At 62.7% G+C, this 18,273-nt stretch carries 17 protein-coding genes; 7 read left to right on the forward strand and 10 right to left on the reverse strand.

Going from position 1 to position 18,273, the window contains the following annotated elements; all coding sequences use genetic code 11:
- Window positions 1-241: 241 nt before the first annotated feature.
- The 3 genes from C816_RS07040 to C816_RS07050 all read left to right on the forward strand — a co-directional run bounded on the left by C816_RS07040 (window position 242) and on the right by C816_RS07050 (window position 3,528).
- Window positions 242-1,426, forward strand: coding sequence for a glycosyltransferase family 4 protein (locus C816_RS07040; RefSeq protein ID WP_016321699.1), 1,185 nt, complete (start codon window positions 242-244; stop codon window positions 1,424-1,426).
- On the forward strand, window positions 1,423-2,010 hold the full coding sequence (locus C816_RS07045; RefSeq protein WP_016321700.1) for a TVP38/TMEM64 family protein: 588 nt from the start codon (window positions 1,423-1,425) through the stop codon (window positions 2,008-2,010). Before C816_RS07040 ends, C816_RS07045 begins: the two co-directional genes overlap by 4 nt.
- A gap of 474 nt (window positions 2,011-2,484) precedes the next feature.
- The gene (locus C816_RS07050) at window positions 2,485-3,528 is read left to right on the forward strand and encodes a glycosyltransferase family 4 protein (RefSeq protein WP_016321701.1); all 1,044 of its coding nucleotides are present in this window, start codon (window positions 2,485-2,487) and stop codon (window positions 3,526-3,528) included.
- 190 nt (window positions 3,529-3,718) lie between these two features.
- Here the strand turns inward: C816_RS07050 and C816_RS07055 are convergent, their stop codons facing one another.
- Complete coding sequence (locus C816_RS07055; protein ID WP_016321702.1) at window positions 3,719-4,153, reverse strand: RrF2 family transcriptional regulator; 435 nt, start codon at window positions 4,151-4,153, stop codon at window positions 3,719-3,721.
- A gap of 123 nt (window positions 4,154-4,276) precedes the next feature.
- On the opposite strand from C816_RS07055, the gene C816_RS07060 reads away from it, so the two are divergent.
- Window positions 4,277-5,059: a 4Fe-4S binding protein gene (locus C816_RS07060; protein ID WP_016321703.1), complete on the forward strand. Its 783-nt coding sequence runs from the start codon at window positions 4,277-4,279 to the stop codon at window positions 5,057-5,059.
- 16 nt (window positions 5,060-5,075) lie between these two features.
- Here C816_RS07060 and C816_RS07065 read toward each other — a convergent pair whose 3' ends face one another.
- From C816_RS07065 to C816_RS07075, 3 genes are read right to left on the reverse strand one after another with little or no spacing between them, the layout of a single operon-like run.
- Entirely contained in the window at window positions 5,076-5,906 is an 831-nt protein-coding gene (locus C816_RS07065; protein ID WP_016321704.1) for a putative RNA methyltransferase, read from the reverse strand.
- On the reverse strand, window positions 5,903-7,291 hold the full coding sequence (locus C816_RS07070) for an MATE family efflux transporter (RefSeq protein WP_016321705.1): 1,389 nt from the start codon (window positions 7,289-7,291) through the stop codon (window positions 5,903-5,905). The genes C816_RS07065 and C816_RS07070 overlap by 4 nt, the downstream gene beginning before the upstream one ends.
- Window positions 7,292-7,334: 43 nt before the next feature.
- Window positions 7,335-8,465, reverse strand: a complete 1,131-nt coding sequence (locus tag C816_RS07075; RefSeq protein WP_016321706.1) for a cysteine desulfurase family protein — start codon at window positions 8,463-8,465, stop codon at window positions 7,335-7,337.
- A gap of 116 nt (window positions 8,466-8,581) precedes the next feature.
- On the opposite strand from C816_RS07075, the gene C816_RS07080 reads away from it, so the two are divergent.
- Genes C816_RS07080 through yfbR form a run of 3 tightly spaced genes read left to right on the forward strand, consistent with a single transcriptional unit; the run spans window position 8,582 to window position 10,764 of the window.
- A complete protein-coding gene (locus C816_RS07080; protein ID WP_016321707.1) occupies window positions 8,582-8,893 on the forward strand; it encodes a TfoX/Sxy family DNA transformation protein in 312 nt (103 codons plus the stop codon).
- The gene (gene mtaB, locus C816_RS07085; protein WP_016321708.1) at window positions 8,890-10,185 is read left to right on the forward strand and encodes a tRNA (N(6)-L-threonylcarbamoyladenosine(37)-C(2))-methylthiotransferase MtaB; all 1,296 of its coding nucleotides are present in this window, start codon (window positions 8,890-8,892) and stop codon (window positions 10,183-10,185) included. The genes C816_RS07080 and mtaB overlap by 4 nt, the downstream gene beginning before the upstream one ends.
- 3 nt (window positions 10,186-10,188) lie before the next feature.
- A complete protein-coding gene (yfbR, locus tag C816_RS07090; RefSeq protein WP_016321709.1) occupies window positions 10,189-10,764 on the forward strand; it encodes a 5'-deoxynucleotidase in 576 nt (191 codons plus the stop codon).
- 211 nt (window positions 10,765-10,975) lie between these two features.
- Here yfbR and C816_RS07095 read toward each other — a convergent pair whose 3' ends face one another.
- The 6 genes from C816_RS07095 to C816_RS07120 all read right to left on the reverse strand — a co-directional run bounded on the left by C816_RS07095 (window position 10,976) and on the right by C816_RS07120 (window position 17,893).
- A complete protein-coding gene (locus tag C816_RS07095; RefSeq protein WP_371254365.1) occupies window positions 10,976-13,669 on the reverse strand; it encodes an ABC transporter permease in 2,694 nt (897 codons plus the stop codon).
- Window positions 13,670-13,674: 5 nt separating this feature from the next.
- Window positions 13,675-14,346: an ABC transporter ATP-binding protein gene (locus C816_RS07100; RefSeq protein ID WP_016321711.1), complete on the reverse strand. Its 672-nt coding sequence runs from the start codon at window positions 14,344-14,346 to the stop codon at window positions 13,675-13,677.
- 214 nt (window positions 14,347-14,560) lie between these two features.
- Window positions 14,561-15,394, reverse strand: coding sequence for a helix-turn-helix domain-containing protein (locus tag C816_RS21690; protein WP_016321712.1), 834 nt, complete (start codon window positions 15,392-15,394; stop codon window positions 14,561-14,563).
- A 142-nt stretch (window positions 15,395-15,536) separates the two neighbouring features.
- Window positions 15,537-16,199, reverse strand: a complete 663-nt coding sequence (locus C816_RS07110; RefSeq protein WP_016321713.1) for a hypothetical protein — start codon at window positions 16,197-16,199, stop codon at window positions 15,537-15,539.
- A complete protein-coding gene (locus tag C816_RS07115; RefSeq protein WP_016321714.1) occupies window positions 16,196-16,753 on the reverse strand; it encodes an RNA polymerase sigma factor in 558 nt (185 codons plus the stop codon). The genes C816_RS07110 and C816_RS07115 overlap by 4 nt, the downstream gene beginning before the upstream one ends.
- A gap of 477 nt (window positions 16,754-17,230) precedes the next feature.
- On the reverse strand, window positions 17,231-17,893 hold the full coding sequence (locus C816_RS07120; protein ID WP_016321715.1) for a hypothetical protein: 663 nt from the start codon (window positions 17,891-17,893) through the stop codon (window positions 17,231-17,233).
- Window positions 17,894-18,273 lie beyond the last annotated feature (380 nt).

Below are 18,273 nucleotides of genomic sequence, written 5' to 3' on the forward strand. Positions count from 1 at the left end.
CTCTTCCCGTATTTTATCCAGGGACAGAGCCCCGCCCCTGAAAAGCCGCTGTCTTTTCGCCTTCTATCAGGGACCGCGAAATTGCAAATTAGGACTTGACAAGCTGTATTAACTGTATTATCATATCTAATACACTAGTACAATGATACAGAGTAGACATAAAAATATTTCCGCTTTTTGAAGAAAACCAGACTGCCATCTCGTATGGATGGATAGAACAACGCGAAATGAGGGACCTTACATGAAAATTCTCATCACCTCCGACTGGTACAGCCCCGCCGTCAACGGGGTGGTCACGTCGGTGAAAAATCTCCGGAGAGAGCTGGAGCGGCGGGGCCATGAGGTCCGGGTGCTGACCCTCTCCCAGAGCCGCCGCTCCTGGGAAAAGGACGGCGTGACATACCTGGGCTCCATCGCTGCGGGACTGGTGTATCCCGGCGCCCGGCTGCGCACGGCTCTGGCTGGAAAGTGGGTGCGGGAGTTGATTGCCTGGGGGCCGGACGTGGTCCACTCCCAGTGCGAGTTCTCCACCTTCTTCCTGGCCCGGCGCATCGCGGAGGAGCTGGACATCCCCCTGGTCCACACCTACCACACGGTGTACGAGGACTACACCCACTACTTCTCCCCCAGCGTCCGGTTCGGGCGGCGGGCGGCGGCGGTGTTCTCCCGGTGGGTGGCGGCCCGGACAGACTGCCTCATCGCCCCCACCGGCAAGGTGCGGATGCTGCTACAGAAATACGGCGTCCGCTGCCCGGTGTTCGTGGTGCCCTCCGGCATCGACCTCACTCCCTTCAGCCGTGAGGCGGACCCCTGGCGGTCGGCGGTGCTGCGAGCCAGCCTGGAGATCCCGGAGGAGCGGACCATTCTGGTCTCCGTGGGCCGGCTGGCGGAGGAGAAAAACATCGACGAGCTGCTGCGCAGCCGCGCCGCCCTGGGAGACGTGCCGGTGACGCTCCTGATCGTGGGAGACGGCCCCGACCGTCCGCGGCTGGAGCGGGAGGCCGCCGCCCTGGGCCTGACGGCTCCGGACGTGGTGTTCGCCGGCATGGTGCCCCCGGAGCAGGTGTCGGACTGGTACCAGCTGGGGGACCTGTTCGTCAGCGCCTCCACCAGCGAGACCCAGGGCCTGACCTACATCGAGGCGCTGGCCGCCGGCGTCCCGGCTCTGTGCCGGGCGGACCCCTGCCTTACCGGCGTTGTCCGGAACGGGGAGAACGGCTGGCAGTACCGGGACGAGGCGGACTTCCAGGCAAGGCTCTCGGAGTTCCTCTCCCAGCCCCACCGCCGGGAGCGGCTGTCCCGGGGTGCCCGGGCCTCGGCAGAGGAGTTCTCCGCCCAGCGCTTTGCGGAGCGGGCGGAGGCCATCTATGTTGAACAGATCGCCCGCCACGCTGTCGAAAGCCGCTGTCAGGGGGTCTCCGCATGAGCCGGCCTGTGGAGAGAACCGTCCTCCAGGCCGTGTCCGCCATCGGGTTTCTCCTGTGCGTGGCAGTGGCCCTGTGGGGGTGGCAGACCGGCGTACTGACCTCCCAGGAACGGCTGGAGGCGCTGGTCGCCAGCCTGGGGATCGCCGGGGCGCTGCTGTTCACCGTCTTTCAGGCGGTACAGGTGGTGGTGCCCGTTCTGCCGGGGGGACTGGGGTGCCTGGTGGGCGTGATTCTGTTCGGCCCGGTTTGGGGCTTTGTCTACAACTATGTAGGCATCTGTATCGGCTCCCTCATGGCCTTCGCCGTGGCCCGAAACTGCGGCAAGCCTCTGCTGTCCCTGCTGTTCTCGGAGAAGACCATCCAAAAGTACAGCCGGTGGGCGGAGGAGCGGAACCGCTTCGCCCGGCTCTTTGCCCTGGCCATCTTCCTGCCGGTGGCGCCGGACGATTTCCTGTGCTATCTGGCGGGCACCACGGACATGAGCTGGCGGCGGTACACTGCCATCATTCTCCTGGGCAAGCCCTTTGCCATCGCACTGTACAGCCTGGGGCTGACGGCAATTTGGCAGATGATGATCCACTGAGGGCGAATCAGCAGATAAAAATTCCGCCAGCCTTTTCAAAGGCTGTGGGGTCCGGGGCAAAGCCCCGGGCCGCGCCTCGCAAGGCGCAGAACTCTTATCTCGGGCCTTATACTCTAGGCCTTGTTTGAAAAAAGTCAAAACGCCCAAACAGTGGATCTTTTTCCGCCACTCTGCGTTAAATTTTCTTGCCGGACGTCAGCCCGCCCGTAAAAATTTGCCTTGATCGGCGAAAAAATCTCTCGCCGTTGGGCATTCCGCCATTTTTCAAACAAGGCCTAAACCCCCGAAACCGAGAGCGCCTTCGCCCCCCGCCATTTGAAAACATGAAACGTTTTGAGGATTTGAAGATTTTTCTGTCATAAATCGACAGTTACTGTAAAAACTGATTTTGGATCAAAAAAAGCGGACGGAGACGCCCGCCTGGATTTGTGCGCCCAAAAACGGATTTCCGGGGCGCGGTAAGGAGAGGACGCCATGAAAATCTACATTTACAGCGGCGGAGAGAAGCTGGTGGGCCGCAGCGGCGTGGGACAGGCCATCCGCCACCAGCGGGAGTGCCTGCGGCGGGCGGAGATCGAGACTTCCTCCCGCTGGACGAAGGACGCCGCCGCCGTCCATGTGAACACCGTCCTCCCGGACTCCGTGCTGGCGGCCCTGGGCGCCCGCCTGCGGGGGAGGAAGGTGGTGTGGTACGGCCACTCCACCATGGAGGATTTCCGCGGCTCCTTCAAGGGCTCCGACGCCCTGGCCCCCCTGTTCCGGCAGTGGATCAGGTTCTGCTACGGCCTGGGGGACGTGGTGCTGACCCCCACGGAGTACTCCCGGCAGCTGCTGGAGGGCTACGGTCTCAAGCGCCCGGTGTACAGCATCTCCAACGGCGTGGACACGGATTACTTCCGCCCGGACCCCGCCGCCCGCTCCGCTTTCCGGCGGCGGTACGGCCTGGAGGAGGACGCGCGGACGGTGATCTCTGTGGGCCACACCATCGCCCGCAAGGGACTGACGGAGTTTCTGGATCTGGCCCGGCGGATTCCCTCCGCCCGCTTTTTGTGGTTCGGTTGGACAGACCCCCGCCTGATTCCCCAGGAGATCGTCCGGGCCATTGAAAACGCCCCCGCCAACGTCCGTTTCCCCGGCTTTGTGGACCGGGAACGGCTGCGGGAAGCCTACTGCGGCGCAGACGTGTTCGCCTTTATGAGCCATGAGGAGACCGAGGGCATCGTGGTGCTGGAGGCCCTGGCCTGCGGGATTCCCACGGTGGTGCGGGACATCCCCGTGTACGGCGGGTGGCTGGAGGACGGCAAAAATGTATACAAAGCGGCAAATACCGGCGAATTTCAACAGAGCGTTGAGGGTCTTCTCGCAGGCTCTCTGCCGGATCTGACCTCCGCGGGCCGGGCCACGGCAGAGAGCCGCAGCCTGGAGGCCGTAGGAGCCAGACTCCGGGAGATTTACTGCCGGGAGCGGATTCTGCCGCCCCTGCCTGCCCCTGTGCGGCAGCGGCACGCCCGGGCGTAAATACAGAAATGAATACACAGGGCGGGAGGCACAGAATTGTGCCTCCCGCCGGCTTATTGACAAACTGACAAATAGAAAGCAGGTCTGGTTGATGCCGGGGAGCACGGGAGGACAGCCTCCGCCCTATGCTGGATCAAATGGTTACAAATGCTGGCTGCGCAGGCGGCTGCGCAGCGGCACAGCCGCTCGCCTATTTGGGAGTCCTGCGGCGGTAATCCTCCACAATCTCCTTTAAGGTTGCGGACTGCAGGCTTGCCCGCAAATCCCCCCGAATCTTTTCGTAGGACGCATCAAGAACTCCGTGGATATTCCTGCCAACCGGACAGAAGGGCGACGGCGCGGAGTGAATCCCCATCAACTTATCCAGCGCATCGGGCTCAACCGCCATGCAGATCCGATACAGGCTGATCTGCTCAAGGGGACAGCTGATTGCCGCTCCGCCCCTCCCGGATTTGACCGATATGATGCCCGCCTTTTTCAGGGCGCTCATAATATTGCGGATCACGACGGGGTTGCACCCTGTCGACAATGACAGCAACTCACTGGTCACCCGTCTGCCGCCGCCGTACTCATTGATAAAGAGCAGGCAGTGAACCGCGATGGAGCACTTTGTACTGATATGCACGGCTTCCACCTCCAGACAACACGAGCATACCACAAAATGCGGCTGATGTAAATCTTGACATTACACCCAGGGAGCAGTATACTGTCAGTGTAATTCTAAATATTACATATTGGAGGCGGAAAAATGAGCGTTTACAAACTGATTTTCAGTCCCACAGGCGGTACGGCGAAAGTGGCCGCCGCAATCGCCCAGGCATGGAGCCAGCCTGCGGAAACCATTGATCTTTCCAACGCCGAAAGCGATTTTTCAACATACGCCTTTGGGGACGGCGATACCGCGCTGATCGCGGTGCCGTCTTTTGGAGGACGTGTTCCCAAATTGGCGGCCGAGCGTCTGGCGAAAATCAAGGGCGGCTCCGCAAAGTGCGTCCTCGTATGCGTGTACGGAAACCGCGCGTATGAGGATACCCTGGCGGAGCTGGAGGACATCGCCGAGAGCTGCGGCTTTCGTGTGGCTGCCGCGGTTTCAGCCGTCGCCGAGCACTCCATCATACACCAGTATGCCGCGGGGCGTCCCGACACGAAGGATTTGGAGACGCTTGCGGCATTTGCAAAGCGGATTCAGTTGGCCCTTCCCGGGATTTCCCAAAAGCCGGAGATTCCGGGAAACCGGCCCTATAAAAAGGCGGGCGGCGCGGGACTGACCCCGAAGGCGGACAAAAACTGCGTGAACTGCGGCCTGTGCGTGAAAAACTGCCCCGCCGGAGCGATTGACGCCTCCAATGTGAAATCATGCGATAAAAGCAGATGCATCTCCTGTATGCGGTGTGCCGTGCAGTGTCCCCATCAGGCCAGAAGGGTGAACGGAGCAATGGTGTCCGCCGCGGCGCTGGCCCTTAAAAAGGCATGCTCCGAGAGGAAGGAACCCGAGTTATTTATCGCGACTGAAGGGAGGACGCACAGCTAGGCTGTGCGTCCTCCTTTCAAGCCGGCCACAGCTTCCGGAAGATATGGATGCGGAAGGAGACGGCGGTCTCCAGGGTGTCCAGCGCCGCCAGCCGCTCCCCGCCGGATCTGGGCGTCTTCCAATAGTAGGGGGTCATGCGGAACAGGTTCTGAATGTCCTCCTGGCCGGGCAGAGTGATGACGCCGTCTACAGGGACGACCCTCTCATAGATGAAGCCCTCGTAGGGTGTCTCCTTCTCCTCGTTGAGGTAGGGATGGTCGTACAGCACCTGTTTCAGCTCCCACAGGTGCCGCTCTCCGGGGACCACGTACAAAAACACGCCGCCGGGACGCAGCACCCGGCGGAACTCCTCCAGAGCCAGGGGAGAAAAGCAGTCCAGCAGAAGGTCCAGAGAGCTGTCCGCCAGGGGCAGGCGGTAGGAGGAGGCCACGGCAAACTCTATTCCCTTCTCCCGTCTGGCGGCGGAGCGGAGGATGAACTTGGAGATGTCCGTCCCCGCCATCCGGGGCCTCCTCCCGGCGGCCCGCAGGGCCTGGAAGATGCCGGCGGTGTAGTAGCCCTCGCCGCAGCCGGCGTCCAGGATCACGGGAGATTCCCCGCAGAGAGCCAAAATCTCACAACAGAGCGTATTCAAAAGCAGCTCATAATACCCTCTGGACAGGAACTCCCGCCGGGCTAGGGCCATCTGCCGGTCGTCGCCGGGAGCGGCGGAGCGCTTCTGATTGGGGGGCAGGAGATAGGCGTAGCCCTCCTTTGCCAGATCGTAGCTGTGGCGATTGGGGCAGGCATAGGCCCGCTCTCCCCGCGCCAGAGGCTCTCCGCATACGGGACAGCGAAACAGGTTCATGACGTTCCCTCCCGGGTCACGTTGTTGATCCACTTCCGGCTCCGGAGCCGCCAGATGCCCAGGGGCACCTTGCTGAGGCCCTCTGCCTGGATGCCCAGGCACACCAGGGCCACCGGCGCCTCAAACACCAGGGCCGACAGGACGGTGATGGGCAGGGCCACCAGCCACACGGAGCCCACGTCGATAACCGCGGACACCCGCACATCCCCGCCGGCCCGGAGGACGCCGGAGATGTTGGTGATGTCAAAGGCCTTGGTGGGCATCATGAAGATGAAGACCACGCACATGGTGGCGGCAATCTCCAGGGACAGCCCCTCCAGGTGGAACAGGGGGTAGAGCCGGGGAATGAACACCGTGGGCAGCAGCACCGCAAGGGACAGCGACACCATGAGACCGATCAGCACCGTCAGCAGCAGCATGCACCAGCTCACCTCATAGACCTCCTCCCGGGAGGCCCCCTCGCCGATGCGCTTGCCCACGATCACCGCCGACGCGCCGGAGATGCCGTAGCAGGCCACGGTGGAGAACTTCTCGATATTGCCCATGATGGCGTAGGCCGCCAGCATCTCCTCGGAGATGGCCATGTGGCCGATGACGGCGGTGATGAGCGTGGTGCCCAGGCCCCACAGGGAGTCGTTGACCAGCACGGGGGTGGAGTATTTCAGAAAATCCCCCACAAAGGCGGTCCCCGGATGGAGGAGGGCGGCAGGCATCAGGGGGATGCGGCGGTTTCGCAGGGCGTAGCCGAAGGTGAGAATAAACTCCACCGCCCGGGAGATCAGTGTGGCGGCGGCGGCGCCAGTGATGCCCAGGGCCGGGGCGCCGAATTTGCCGAAGATCAGGACGTAGTTCAAAAATGTATTCAGCACCATGGAGACGGTGAACACGGTGAGGCCCATGGCGGGGTTCTCCGTGCTGCGCTGCACTCCCACATAGACGGAGCTGGCGGTGTTGAAGATGTAGCTGATGCCCACGATCCTGAGATACGGGGCCCCCAGCTGGATCAGCAGGGCGTTGTCCGTCACCAGCGCCATGACCTGGCGGGGGGCCAGGAACAGCGCCAGGGCGATCAGGGCGGCCAGAGACACGCCGGTATAAAGGGCGATGCCCATACAGCGGTTGATGGCCTCCGTGTCGTGCTTGCCCCAGTACTGGCTCACCAGCACCGCCAAGCCGCTGAGAAGGCCGAAGATGATGATCTGCACCAGAAAAATGGGGGTGTTGGCGGCGGTGACGGCGGACAGCTCCGACTGCCCCAGCAGGCCCACCATGAAGGTGTCCACAAACCCCAGGGACGTGGTGACGAGATTCTGCAGGATGATGGGCAGGGCCAGCATCCAGGTGTGCCGGTAAAAGCCGGGCTCCCGGCGGAGAAAGCGAAGCATATCCGATCCCCCTTTTCGATACTGTGTGAGTTCCGGCAGCGGGTCACAGCATGGGCATCCGCTGGTCGTGGTGACGGCGCAGGGCCCCCGCGCAATCGTCGATCTCCTCCCGGGTAGTCTCCGGGCCAAAGCTCAGGCGGATGACGCCGGAAGCGGTCCGCTTCGGCAGCCTCAGCGCGGCGACAACGTGGCTGGGCTTCCCCTGGTGGCAGGCGGAGCCGGCGGAGATGCAGATTCCCTGGCCCCCCAGGTCGTTGACAATGTTCTGGCTGGGCCAGCCGGGGAGGGACACGGCGAGAATGTGGGAGGCCTGGGCGGCGCCGTTCAGGATCTGCAGGTCCGGAATCTCCAGCAGACGCTGGATGGCGTAGGTCCGCAGTCCCGCCAGATGGTCCGCAATGTCCATCTGCCGCCCCATCCGCAGCTCCGCCGCCTTGGCGAAGCCGGCGATCTGGGCGGTGGCCTCAGTGCCGGACCGGAAGCCGCTCTCCTGGCCGCCTCCGGCCAGCAGAGGCTTGGGGCTCTTCACACGGGGGCCGGCGTACAGGGCCCCGATGCCCTTGGGCCCGCCGATCTTATGGGCGGAGACGGTTACCAGGTCCGCCCCCAGGCGCTTGACGGAGAAGAGACCAAAGCCCTGAACCGCATCGGTGTGGAGGAGGGTCCTCGGATTTTTTTCCGCCAGCCCCTGGGCTACGGGCCGAACGGGATAGAGGTTTCCCAGCTCGTTGTTCACAAGCATCATGGAGACCAGGGCCGTGTCCGGCCGGACGGCGGCGAGAACCTGCTCCGCCTGGATGTCCCCGTTTTGGTCCGGGGCGAGATAGGTGAGCTCGTATCCCTCCCGCTCCAGCCATTTGCAGCTCTCCAGCACGGCGCTGTGCTCCACGGCGGTGGTGACGACGTGCCGCCCCAGATGGCGGTTCTGCCAGAGGGCGGCCCGAATGGCCCAGTTGTCCGCCTCGGTGCCGCAGGAGGTGAAGAACAGCTGCTTCGGCTCACACCCCAATGCCTCCGCCACGGTCCTCCGCCAGAGCTCCACCCGCTTCTTCATCTCCAGGCCCAGGGGGTACTGGCTGCTGGGGTTGCCGAATTGGCCCGCCAGCACCTCGTACATGGCGTCCGCCACGGCCTGGGGCACCGGCGCGGTGGCGGCGTAATCCAGATAAATCATGATAACATCTCCTGCCCCCCGATTGGGGCTTGCCCAGCGGGGGAAAAACCGTTATAATAAGTCTAATATTTTATTATACAGGAGATTTTCCGAAAGCGCAAGAAAAAGGAGAACCTATGACGGAATTGACATCCATGACGAACATCGGCGCGGAGATGGCGAGAAAGCTGAGAGCCGTCGGCATCCACTCGGCGGAGGAGCTGATGGAGACAGGCTCCAAGGAGGCGTTTTTCCGGCTGAAAACGCTGTATCCCCAGGTCTGCCTGGTCCACCTCTACACCCTGGAGGGCGCCGTTCAAAATGTGGAGTTCAACAGCCTCTCCAGAGATCAGAAGCGGGATTTGAGGGCTTTCAGCGACTGTTTGAAGGGGAGGACGCCCCCTCCGCCCAAAGCGGCAAATCCATCTGAAAACGAGGACCGCCTATGAAGATTGCCATTTACACCTTGGGCTGCAAGGTGAACCAATACGAGACCCAGGCCATGGAGCGCCTTCTGCGGGCCCGGGGCCATGAGATCGTGGACTTTTCCGCTGCGGCGGACGCCTACGTGGTCAACAGCTGCTCCGTCACGGCGGTCAGCGATCAGAAGTCCCGGCAGGCCCTGCACAAGATCCGCCGGGAACGCCCCGGCGCGGCGCTGGCCCTGTGCGGCTGCTACGCCCAGACCCATCCGGAGGACATGGAGGGACTGGACGTAGACCTCGTCGCCGGCACCGGGGACCGGATGGGCTTCATCGCCCTGCTGGAGAAGGCGGCGGAGGAGCGCGCCAGAGTGACCGCCATCGACCGGGCCTTTGACCGCCGGGAATTTGAGGTCCTGCCCGCCGGCGGGCTGGAGGAGCGCACCCGGGCCATGCTCAAGGTGGAGGACGGCTGCGTCAACTTCTGCTCCTACTGCATCATCCCCTACGCCCGGGGGCCGGTGCGCTCTCTGCCTCCGGAGCGGGCGGCGGAGCAGGCGGCGGCTCTGGCGGCGGCGGGCTACCGGGAGATCGTGCTGACGGGCATTGAGATCTCCTCCTGGGGGGCGGATCTGAAAAACGGTTTGCGCCTTGTGGACCTGATCGAGACCGTCTGCGCCGCGGCTCCCGGCGTCCGTATCAGGCTGGGCAGTCTGGAGCCCCGGACCGTCACAGAGGATTTCTGCCGCCGCTGTGCCGCCCTGCCGGACCTGTGCCCCCAGTTTCACCTGTCCCTCCAGAGCGGCTGCGACGAGACCCTGCGCCGCATGAACCGGAAATACGGCGCCACTCGGTATCTCCAATCCGTGGAGCTGCTGAACCGATACTTCGGCCGCCCCGCCCTCACCACCGACCTCATCGCCGGATTCCCGGAGGAGACGGAGGAGGAGTTTGCAGAAACCCTGGACTTTATCCGTAAGTGCGGCTTTGCCAGAATGCACATCTTCCCCTACTCCGTCCGTCCCGGCACCCCGGCGGCGAAGATGGCCCAGGTGCCCAAGGCCGTCAAGGCGGAGCGGGCCCGGCGGGCCTCCGCCGCCGCGGAGGAGATGCGGGCATCGTATCTCCAGGGCTGTGTGGGAGAGACTTATTCCGTCCTCTTTGAACAGCCGAAGGAGGGCCGGTTCTCCGGTCATGCCCCCAACTACATGGAGGTGCTGGCGGGAACGGCGGAGGCGGCGCTGCACAATCAGCTGCGAAACGTGCGGATCACCGGCACGGACGGGGAGATTCTCACAGGAGAGATACTGGAGGACTGAGCGATGAAGAGCCACTTTTTTGCCTACATCTCCCGGATGCGCTTTATCCAGCGCTGGGCGCTGATGCGCAACACCGCGCCGGAGAACGTCCAGGAGCACAGCCACCAGGCGGCGGCGCTGGCCCACGCCCTGGCGGTGATCCGCAACGAAAAATTCGGCGGCCATGTGGACGCCGGGGCCGTGGCGGCGGCGGCGCTGTACCACGACGCCAGCGAGATCCTCACCGGGGATATGCCCACCCCTATCAAGTATGACAACCCCGCCATCCGCGGCGCCTACAAGGACGTGGAGGCCGTGGCAAACCGGAAGCTGCTGACCATGCTGCCGGAGGAGCTGCGCCGCGCCTACGCCCCTCTGCTGACGGAGGTCCCCGCCGAGACGGAGGAGCTGGTGAAGGCGGCGGATAAGCTCTCCGCCTACATCAAGTGCGTGGAGGAGCTGAAGGCCGGGAACACGGAGTTTCGGGAGGCCGCCGCCCAGACCCGCAGGGCGCTGGAATCCTACGGCCTGCCGGAGGTGGCGTACTTCCTGGAGGTCTTTATGGACAGCTTCTCCCTGACGCTGGACCAGCTGAAATAGCGTTTTTGCAAAAGAGAGACACGGCCCAAGGGGCCGTGTCTCTCAAACTGTCAAAAAAGGCCGGAGATTTCGTCAACGGAAAGGAAGGGTGTGTGCGGGCTGTGCCCGCAGGCACGTTTCGGAGGCCCCGCCTGTAGGGCGGCTCTCAGGCCGGAGATAACCCAAGAGGGGTTTCCTGCGCTGTTGAAAATCTCTCTCAGCTTTATGCGGGTCAGGTCTCCGCCTCCCGCAGGCGCTCCACGATGGTGTGCCTTGCCACGGACCGGTAGACCAGCAGAGGCACCACAATGCCAAGCGCCAGGAACACCGGCAGCACCAGCAGAATGGGCGTCACCGTCAGGCGGTAGGTGAAGAACCAGAAGATGTCTCCCGCGGCGCTGCCCACCAGGGGGCCCAGGACCACCGTCATCACCAGGGACACCAGCAAGGACAGCAGGGTGTAGTACAGCCCCTCAAAAACCAGCATGGTTTTCAGCTGCTTTCCCGTCATGCCCACGGACTGGAGCACCGCCAGCTCCCGTTTCCGGGTGAGGATGCCTGTGAGGACCGCGTTGACGAAGTTCAGCACGCCCACCAGGCCGATGATGAAGCTCAGCGCGCCGCCCATGGTCAGAAACATGCTCCGGAAGCTCTCAAACTCGGCCACATATGTGGCCCGGCTCTCGTAGTCGTAGAGGGGCTGGACGCTCTCCGTGTACTCTGCCAGGAAGGCTTCCATGTCCGGCTCCGCCTCGTCGGTGGTGTTGAAGAGATAGGTCATGACGCTGTCGGTGCCGGTGTCCTGCCGGAACCGCTCCGCTCCCAGGATAAAGTCGTCACAGCCCAGAACCCGGTAACGGTAGGAGATGGAGCTGGGAATCCGCACCAGGGCGCAGACGGTGTAGTCCACGTCCTCGTAGACCTTGGCTCGCTCCCCCCAGGTGCGGGTTCCCTCGATGGCGGCGTCCAGGTCCTCGATTATCTCCCCGGTGTCCCGGTAGAAATACTCCATCTCGGTGACATGGCGAATGGTCACAGTGTCTCCCAGCTTGGCCCAGTTGCTGTCCCATTGGGTGGAGTTGTAGTCGTCAGACAGGTACACGGCGGCGATGGCCTTTTGGCTGGGGTCCGACAAGGGGGCCAGGTCTCCTTCCAGCACATCCAGCAGGCTCAGGGGGAAGTCCTCCATGCCGTACATCTGCACGCCGGCCTCCAAAAGCCCGCTGGGCAGCCGGGAGGTTCCCGCAATGATCTCATCCACCGTCTCCGGGGAGTTATACATTCCATAGCCCATCCGAAGCCAGTCCTCGGTGACGAACTGCTTCATGGCGGAGACTCCGCCATAGATCCGGCCGCTTTCCTCAATTCCGCTCCGGGCGTTGACGTCAGAGATGATCTCCTCCGGCACCGCCTCGTCCATGGTGCGGAAGCCGCCGCTGGTCTGAAAGTAGGCCGCGTCCCCCAGGATAAAGTCCACGTCGGCCATATGGGCCAGGTACTTGTTCATGTCGAAGCCGGTGGAGAAGGTGTAGGTAATCGTGGCCAGCACCACCGCCAGGGTCAGGGAGAGGACCGTCACCACGGTTTTCCCCCGGCTCCGGCCCAGGTTGGCCCAGGCCATTTTCGGCAGGGAGGCGCCGCTCTCTCCGCTTCGGGCCGCCGCCCGCTTCCCCGTCTTTTTCGGCGCGCCGCCCTCGGTGTAGCGCACGGCCTCCACCGGGGAGACCTTCGCCGCCATGCGGCCGGGCCGGGCGCAGGAGAGGAACACGGTCAGCAGGGCGAACAGCGCCGCCCCGATGAAGATCAGGGGGTTAAAGGAGACGAAGGTGTTCTTGTAGCTCAGCTGGGACATAATGACCGGGGTGAGCTTGTTGCCAATGATAAAGCCCAGGAGCAGGCCAATGGGGATGCCGATGAGGCTGAGGAGCAGGGCCTGCTGGCGGATGATGCGTTTGAGCTGCTTCCCGGTGGTGCCGATGGTCTTCAGGAGGCCGTAGAACCGAATGTCGTTGGTGACGGAAATCTGGAAGACGTTGTAGATAATCAGGTATCCGGTGAAGATAATCAGCAGCAGCAAAACCACGATGGCCATCAGCGTTGTGACGTCAAAGGCATTGGAGAGCTGCGCCCCGGAATAGCCCCAGTTGACGCCGATTCTCAGGTAGTTCTCCGCCAGGAGGTCGTCGTGCTGATAGCCGTGGTTCTCCAGAACCTGAAGGACGTTCTCCTCGATATGGAGGTCGTTTTGGAACATCATGTCCAGGTTCCACACTCCGGTCATGGAGTAGGGGTCGTCGCTGCTCAGGGCGCAGAGCTCCTCGGCGGCGGAGCGGGGCAGGAGCACGTTGCTGGCAACGATGGCGCTGTCGTACTCCCACCATCCCGAGAGGGTGAAGGTCCGGGTGACCAGCTTCCGGCTGGGGGTGTTTTCGTCAAGGTAGAAGGAGAGGGTGAATTTCGCGCCCACCTTCGGCTCCACCCCCAGAAGGGCCAGGACGCGGGTGTCTGTGGCGGCCTCGTCGGTGCCCTCCTGGGGAAGAAATCCCTCGGCAGGCTGGCAGAAGTAGTGGGGCGCGGCGGCGGGCTCCAGATAGGAGACCTCCACGTGGGATTTGTTGAAGGGCGGGTCTGCGGGCATCCCTACAAACATCCGGGCGAAGTCCTCCCGAATCAGCGGGTCCGTCCGCATTTCCTCCACCTGCTCCCAGGTGAGCTCCTTGATGGTGCCGTGGAAGTCGCCTCCCGCCTGGCGGAAGTTCTCCTGCTGAAAGGAGTAGTTGATAGAGGCGGCGATGGTAAAAAGGAAGGTGAACAAAAGGGTGGTCAGGGCGATGGCCAGCACGGCCACGATGTTCCGGGTACGGGCCGCTGCCATGGACCGGATGCCAAGATGGCGGACGCACCCGCCGTTGGATACCTTCATCATGGCCCTCACCCCCGCACCACAATGCGGCCGTCTTCAATACGGATGATCCGGCCGGTCATCTGGGCGATGTCCTCGTTGTGGGTAATCATGACGATGGTCTGGCTGAACTTCTGGCTGGTGGTTTTCAGCAGGCTCATGACGTCCAGGCTGGTGGCGCTGTCCAGATTGCCGGTGGGCTCGTCGGCCAGGATGATGGCGGGCTTGGCCGCCAGGGCCCGGGCAATGGCCACCCGCTGCTGCTGGCCGCCGGAGAGGTTGTTGGGCAGGCTTCGCAGCTTGCTCTCCAGGCCCAATGTCTCAATGATCTCGCCCACATACCTCTTGTCGGGGCGTCCGCCGTCCAGCTGGATCGGCAAAACGATGTTCTCATATACATTCAAAACCGGCACCAGGTTGTAGTTCTGGAAGACAAAGCCGATCTTCCGGCGGCGAAAGATGGTCAGCTCCTCGTCTTTCAGCGAGAAGATGTCCCGTCCGTCCACGGAGACTGTGCCGCTGGTGGGGCGGTCCAGGCCGCCCAGCATATGCAGCAGGGTGGACTTGCCGGAGCCGGAGGTGCCCACCACCGCCGCGAACTCCCCCTGCTCCACGGTGAGGTCCACGCCGTCCAGTGCCCGGACCTCCGTGTCCCCGGCGCCGTAGATCTTCCGCAGGTTCTTTGTCTCTAAAACGCTCATGTGAAATTACCTCCATTGGGAAAAAGTTTGTATGCCTTTCGACAATACAGGTTTATAACACAAGAATCTTTCCACAATCTTTCTCAAATCTAACAGTTTTGAAAGATCTGTGAAGCCGGGCACTCTGCTGCGGCTTGTTTCCCAGAGGTACAATTGATCGAGAAAATCCGCGCTGCTCTGTAGGGCCTGCACCCCTGTGCAAGCCATTTTTTCGCTATCCCTGGGCGTCCCTTTGCCGCAGCACATAGTCCGCCAGGAAGCAGACCGCGGCCAGGACCAGGGTGAACAGGCTGTCTCCATAGAGGGCCCTGCCGCCGGTGAGTGCGCCGGTGACGGCGTTGACAAACAGGCTCAGAGCCGCCGTCAGCAGCAGGACGGTTCCTGCGGCGGGCAGCCTGCGGCTCCGGAGCCTCCGCCACACCGCCCAGGCGGCCCAGAGGTACAGCGCCGCCGCCGGGACGATGGCCAGGCCGAAGCGGAACACCCGGGGCTCCCCCAGCAGCCGGCCCAGCAGATAGAGGTAGGGCAGGATGGCGGCGGACAGTACGCCCAGAGCCAGGGCCAGGGCGCGGCGCCGGGCGGTCAGCAGGGGCAGGAGCACCGCCCAGGCCAGCAGCAGGGAGATGTCCACAATCAGGGACCAGGACAAAGCCCCGTTCAGGGCGGTGTCGCAGATCCAGCACACCGCCGCCGCCACCAGAAACGTGCCGCTGACCCCCGCGAAGAGCCACAGCCGCAGCCTCTCCCGCCGCTGGGAGGCGGTTTTCTGGGTGTAGGACAAAATGTCCCCCGCCATGTCCCGGGACGGGACCTGCTGCTCCTGTGGCGGGGCTTCCGGGGTCTGCATTCCCCCCAGCAGCTCCGTGACGGAGACGTCCAGCGCCTCCGCCAGGGGCAGCAGCAGCGCCACGTCCGGCAGGCTGGCGCCCAGCTCCCACTTGCTGACGGCCTTGTCCGTGACGTTCAGCAGGCCGGCCAGCTCCTTCTGGGTCATATGGCGGTCCTTGCGCAGCTGGCGGATGAAGGGGCCGATCTTTTCGTTTTCCATGGTGGTTCCTCCCTTGCGGATTGGAATGTCATGGCCTGATTGTAAGGGATTTTCAAGGGATTTGCAATCCACGGACAGGGGAACGGGGAAAAGTCAACCGGCGGTAGAGTAAAAAAGGGCCGCCCCGCGGGGCGGCCGCCTGTCACGAGAGAATATGGTCCACCACGACCCGGATGTCCCGGACGCTGCCCTCCAACTGCTCATAGAGGGCTCGGGTCTCCTCTGTAAACTGCACGTCGCTGGCCTCGAAGAGGAGATAGGTCCGCTCCTCCGTGGCCAGCAGGTACCGGACCTCGGTAAACTCAGTGAATGCGCCCCAGTCGCTGTCCGGAAGCTGCTCCGCCGTCAGGGCCTGGGGGATGCTGAAGATGTAGAAGAGCATCCCGCCGCTGAATGGGTTTCGGTCCAGCTCCTCCGGCCACTCCATGCCGCCCGCGGCCCACTCCGCCCGGGCCTGGGCCAGGGAGGCCTCCCGGACCTGGGGGCAGACCACCACGTACTGCCCCTCCCACTCCACCAGCTCATAAAGCCCCTTCCAGCTGTCCGGCAGGATCAGCGTCAGGCCCAGCTCCTCCAGAACCAGCGTCTCCCGCTCCGCCGGCACCTCCACCACGGTCTCCCGGCTGAAAGCCAGGGCCCCGGTGGTAAAGCTGGCGGCCATCAGGGCGATGACCGCCGCCAGGGCCGCCAGGCGGCGCAGGGCGGTCCTCCTGCGGCGGACGCCGTAGTTGGGTGCCTGCCCTGCCTGATGGACCAATCTCTCCTCCACGTTTCCGATGCGGTCTGAAAACTGCCGCTCTGTCATAGCTCGATTCCCTCCTGTTCCAAGTGTTCCCGCAGCTTCTGCCGGGTGCGGCTGAGCATGGACTTCACCTTGCTCTCGCCAAACCCCGTGCGTCTGCAGATATTCTCAATGGACATGAAGTACCAGTACCGCAGGAGGAAGACGTTTCGCTTTTCCTCCTCCAGCCGCCAGAGGAAGCCGCCGATGGCCTCCTCGATCCGGCGGTTTTCCGCCTCTGTCTCCACGGTCTCCCGGCCGGAGACGCAGTCCCCCAGCTCCTCCAGGGAGCGGACGGCCTCCGGGTTCCGCCGGTCGGCGGTGATGTAGTCGTACCGTTTCAGCGCCAGATTCCGGGCCACGCGGCCCGCGAAGGCGGCGAGGCGGCTGGGCCGCCGGGGCGGGATGGCGTTCCACAGTCCCAGCCAGGTGTCATTGAGGCACTCCTCGCCGTCCTCGGGGCTGGCGAGAATTCTGCCCACGATGGACCGGCACAGCCTGCCGTATTTGGCGGACGTCTCCCGGATGGCGTCCTCCTCCCGGGCCCAGTACAGCGCGATGATCTCCTGATCCTCCATTTTCTGCCTCCTCTCTTCAAAACCTGTTCACAAACGCTCAAACGGATAGGCCGCCCGAAAATTTTTCAAACAAGGCCTAAAAATGTCTGACATGCGCCTGCAGATTTTCGCCTCACATCCGGCGAATTTGCCCGGAAAGCCGCGTGTTTGTCCTCTGTGAACAGACTCTGGGATTCATATTCACAATTTTAAGCAGCCGTCCGGCCGGGTCCTTTTCCATAGTATCGCACGAATGTTTTGAAATGCGCAGCATATTTCCGCAAAATCCGCCTTGGTCTATGAAAAAATCCCTCTGCCGGCCTGTATTCAAAAATGTGAAAACACTCTTTTTGAAGCGCGCCCTTCACTGATGTATGTACGCATTCCCGGGGCGCAGGTCGCGGCGGTCCCGGAAAAATTTTCGAAAGAAAAAAACCGGACCCTCTTTCCGAGGGCCCGGTTCCTGAGATCGAGACAGCCGGGGGACGTGCGGAGCGGTCACTTTCCGCAGTAGCGCCGCAGGCCGCAGTTATAGAGCGCCGCCATCCGGGGCTCCCGCACGGGCTCTGCCCGCTCGCTCTCCCCCTCCTGGAGGTACCAGGCGTCGCCGTTGGTGCGCAGCACCGGTTCCAGGGCTTTCAGGGTGTATGTGTCCAGCTGGAGACTGCCCCGGTTCCACACCCGCAGCACGTTGGGGATGTCCACGTCCGACGGGGAGTCGATGATGGCCAGCCGCAGCTCCTCAATATAGGCGCCGCCGAAGCGCTGTTCGATTTTCACATCCTCAAAGCCGCTGTCGTAGAAGGCCTCCAGTGCCAGCCCCAGGTCCGTGTTGTTCCACACCGGGGCGATGAGGTGCGTCTCGCTGAGCTGGATGCGTTTTTTCCCCACGGGACTGATGCCGGAGAGGGGGATCAGGTCGTCCAGCACGAAAGGAGCGGTCTTGGTCTTGGGCAGGAAGATCCGGGCAGCGCTGTCCGATGTCAGGCTGGCCAGCAGCGCGTGGATCACCCAGTCTAAAAACAGGTCGAAATTCCGCCCCGATGTCTTGCACCGCTGGGCGCCGGCGTTTAAGAACTTGGACAGGGACTCGTAGTCCGTCAGCCCCATAGGGGGCATAGGGCCCTCGTACAGGGATTTTAAGCGGTTTGGTACCAGCATAGAATAAACCTCCTAAAGAGCGCCGGCACGGACCGGCGAGCGTGACTTACAAAAAATTGCCGTTTCTGGCAAATAACCACACTGGGGGTAGTATAACACAGCGGGCGTCGAAAAACAACTAAAAACGTCTACAGCAGGATTCAAAATTGCTGATGACTGGGAGACGGGGCGCACCTGCAATCATGCAAACCGCAGAGGCCGCCGCTCTCGGCGGCCCGTTGTCCGCAATTTTGCGGAGTACTATGGGCCTTGTTTGGTAAAGGTCGGAACGGACAGCGGGAAAATATCCGCCGCTTGGGCGTTCTGACATTTTTCAAGCACGGCCTATTGCGAATAGCCGGAATTTTTATTATAATAGAGAAAAATACAGGCGCAAGGAG

Origin of the sequence: Oscillibacter sp. 1-3 (assembly GCF_000403435.2) — a bacterium.
GTDB lineage: Bacteria > Bacillota > Clostridia > Oscillospirales > Oscillospiraceae > Oscillibacter.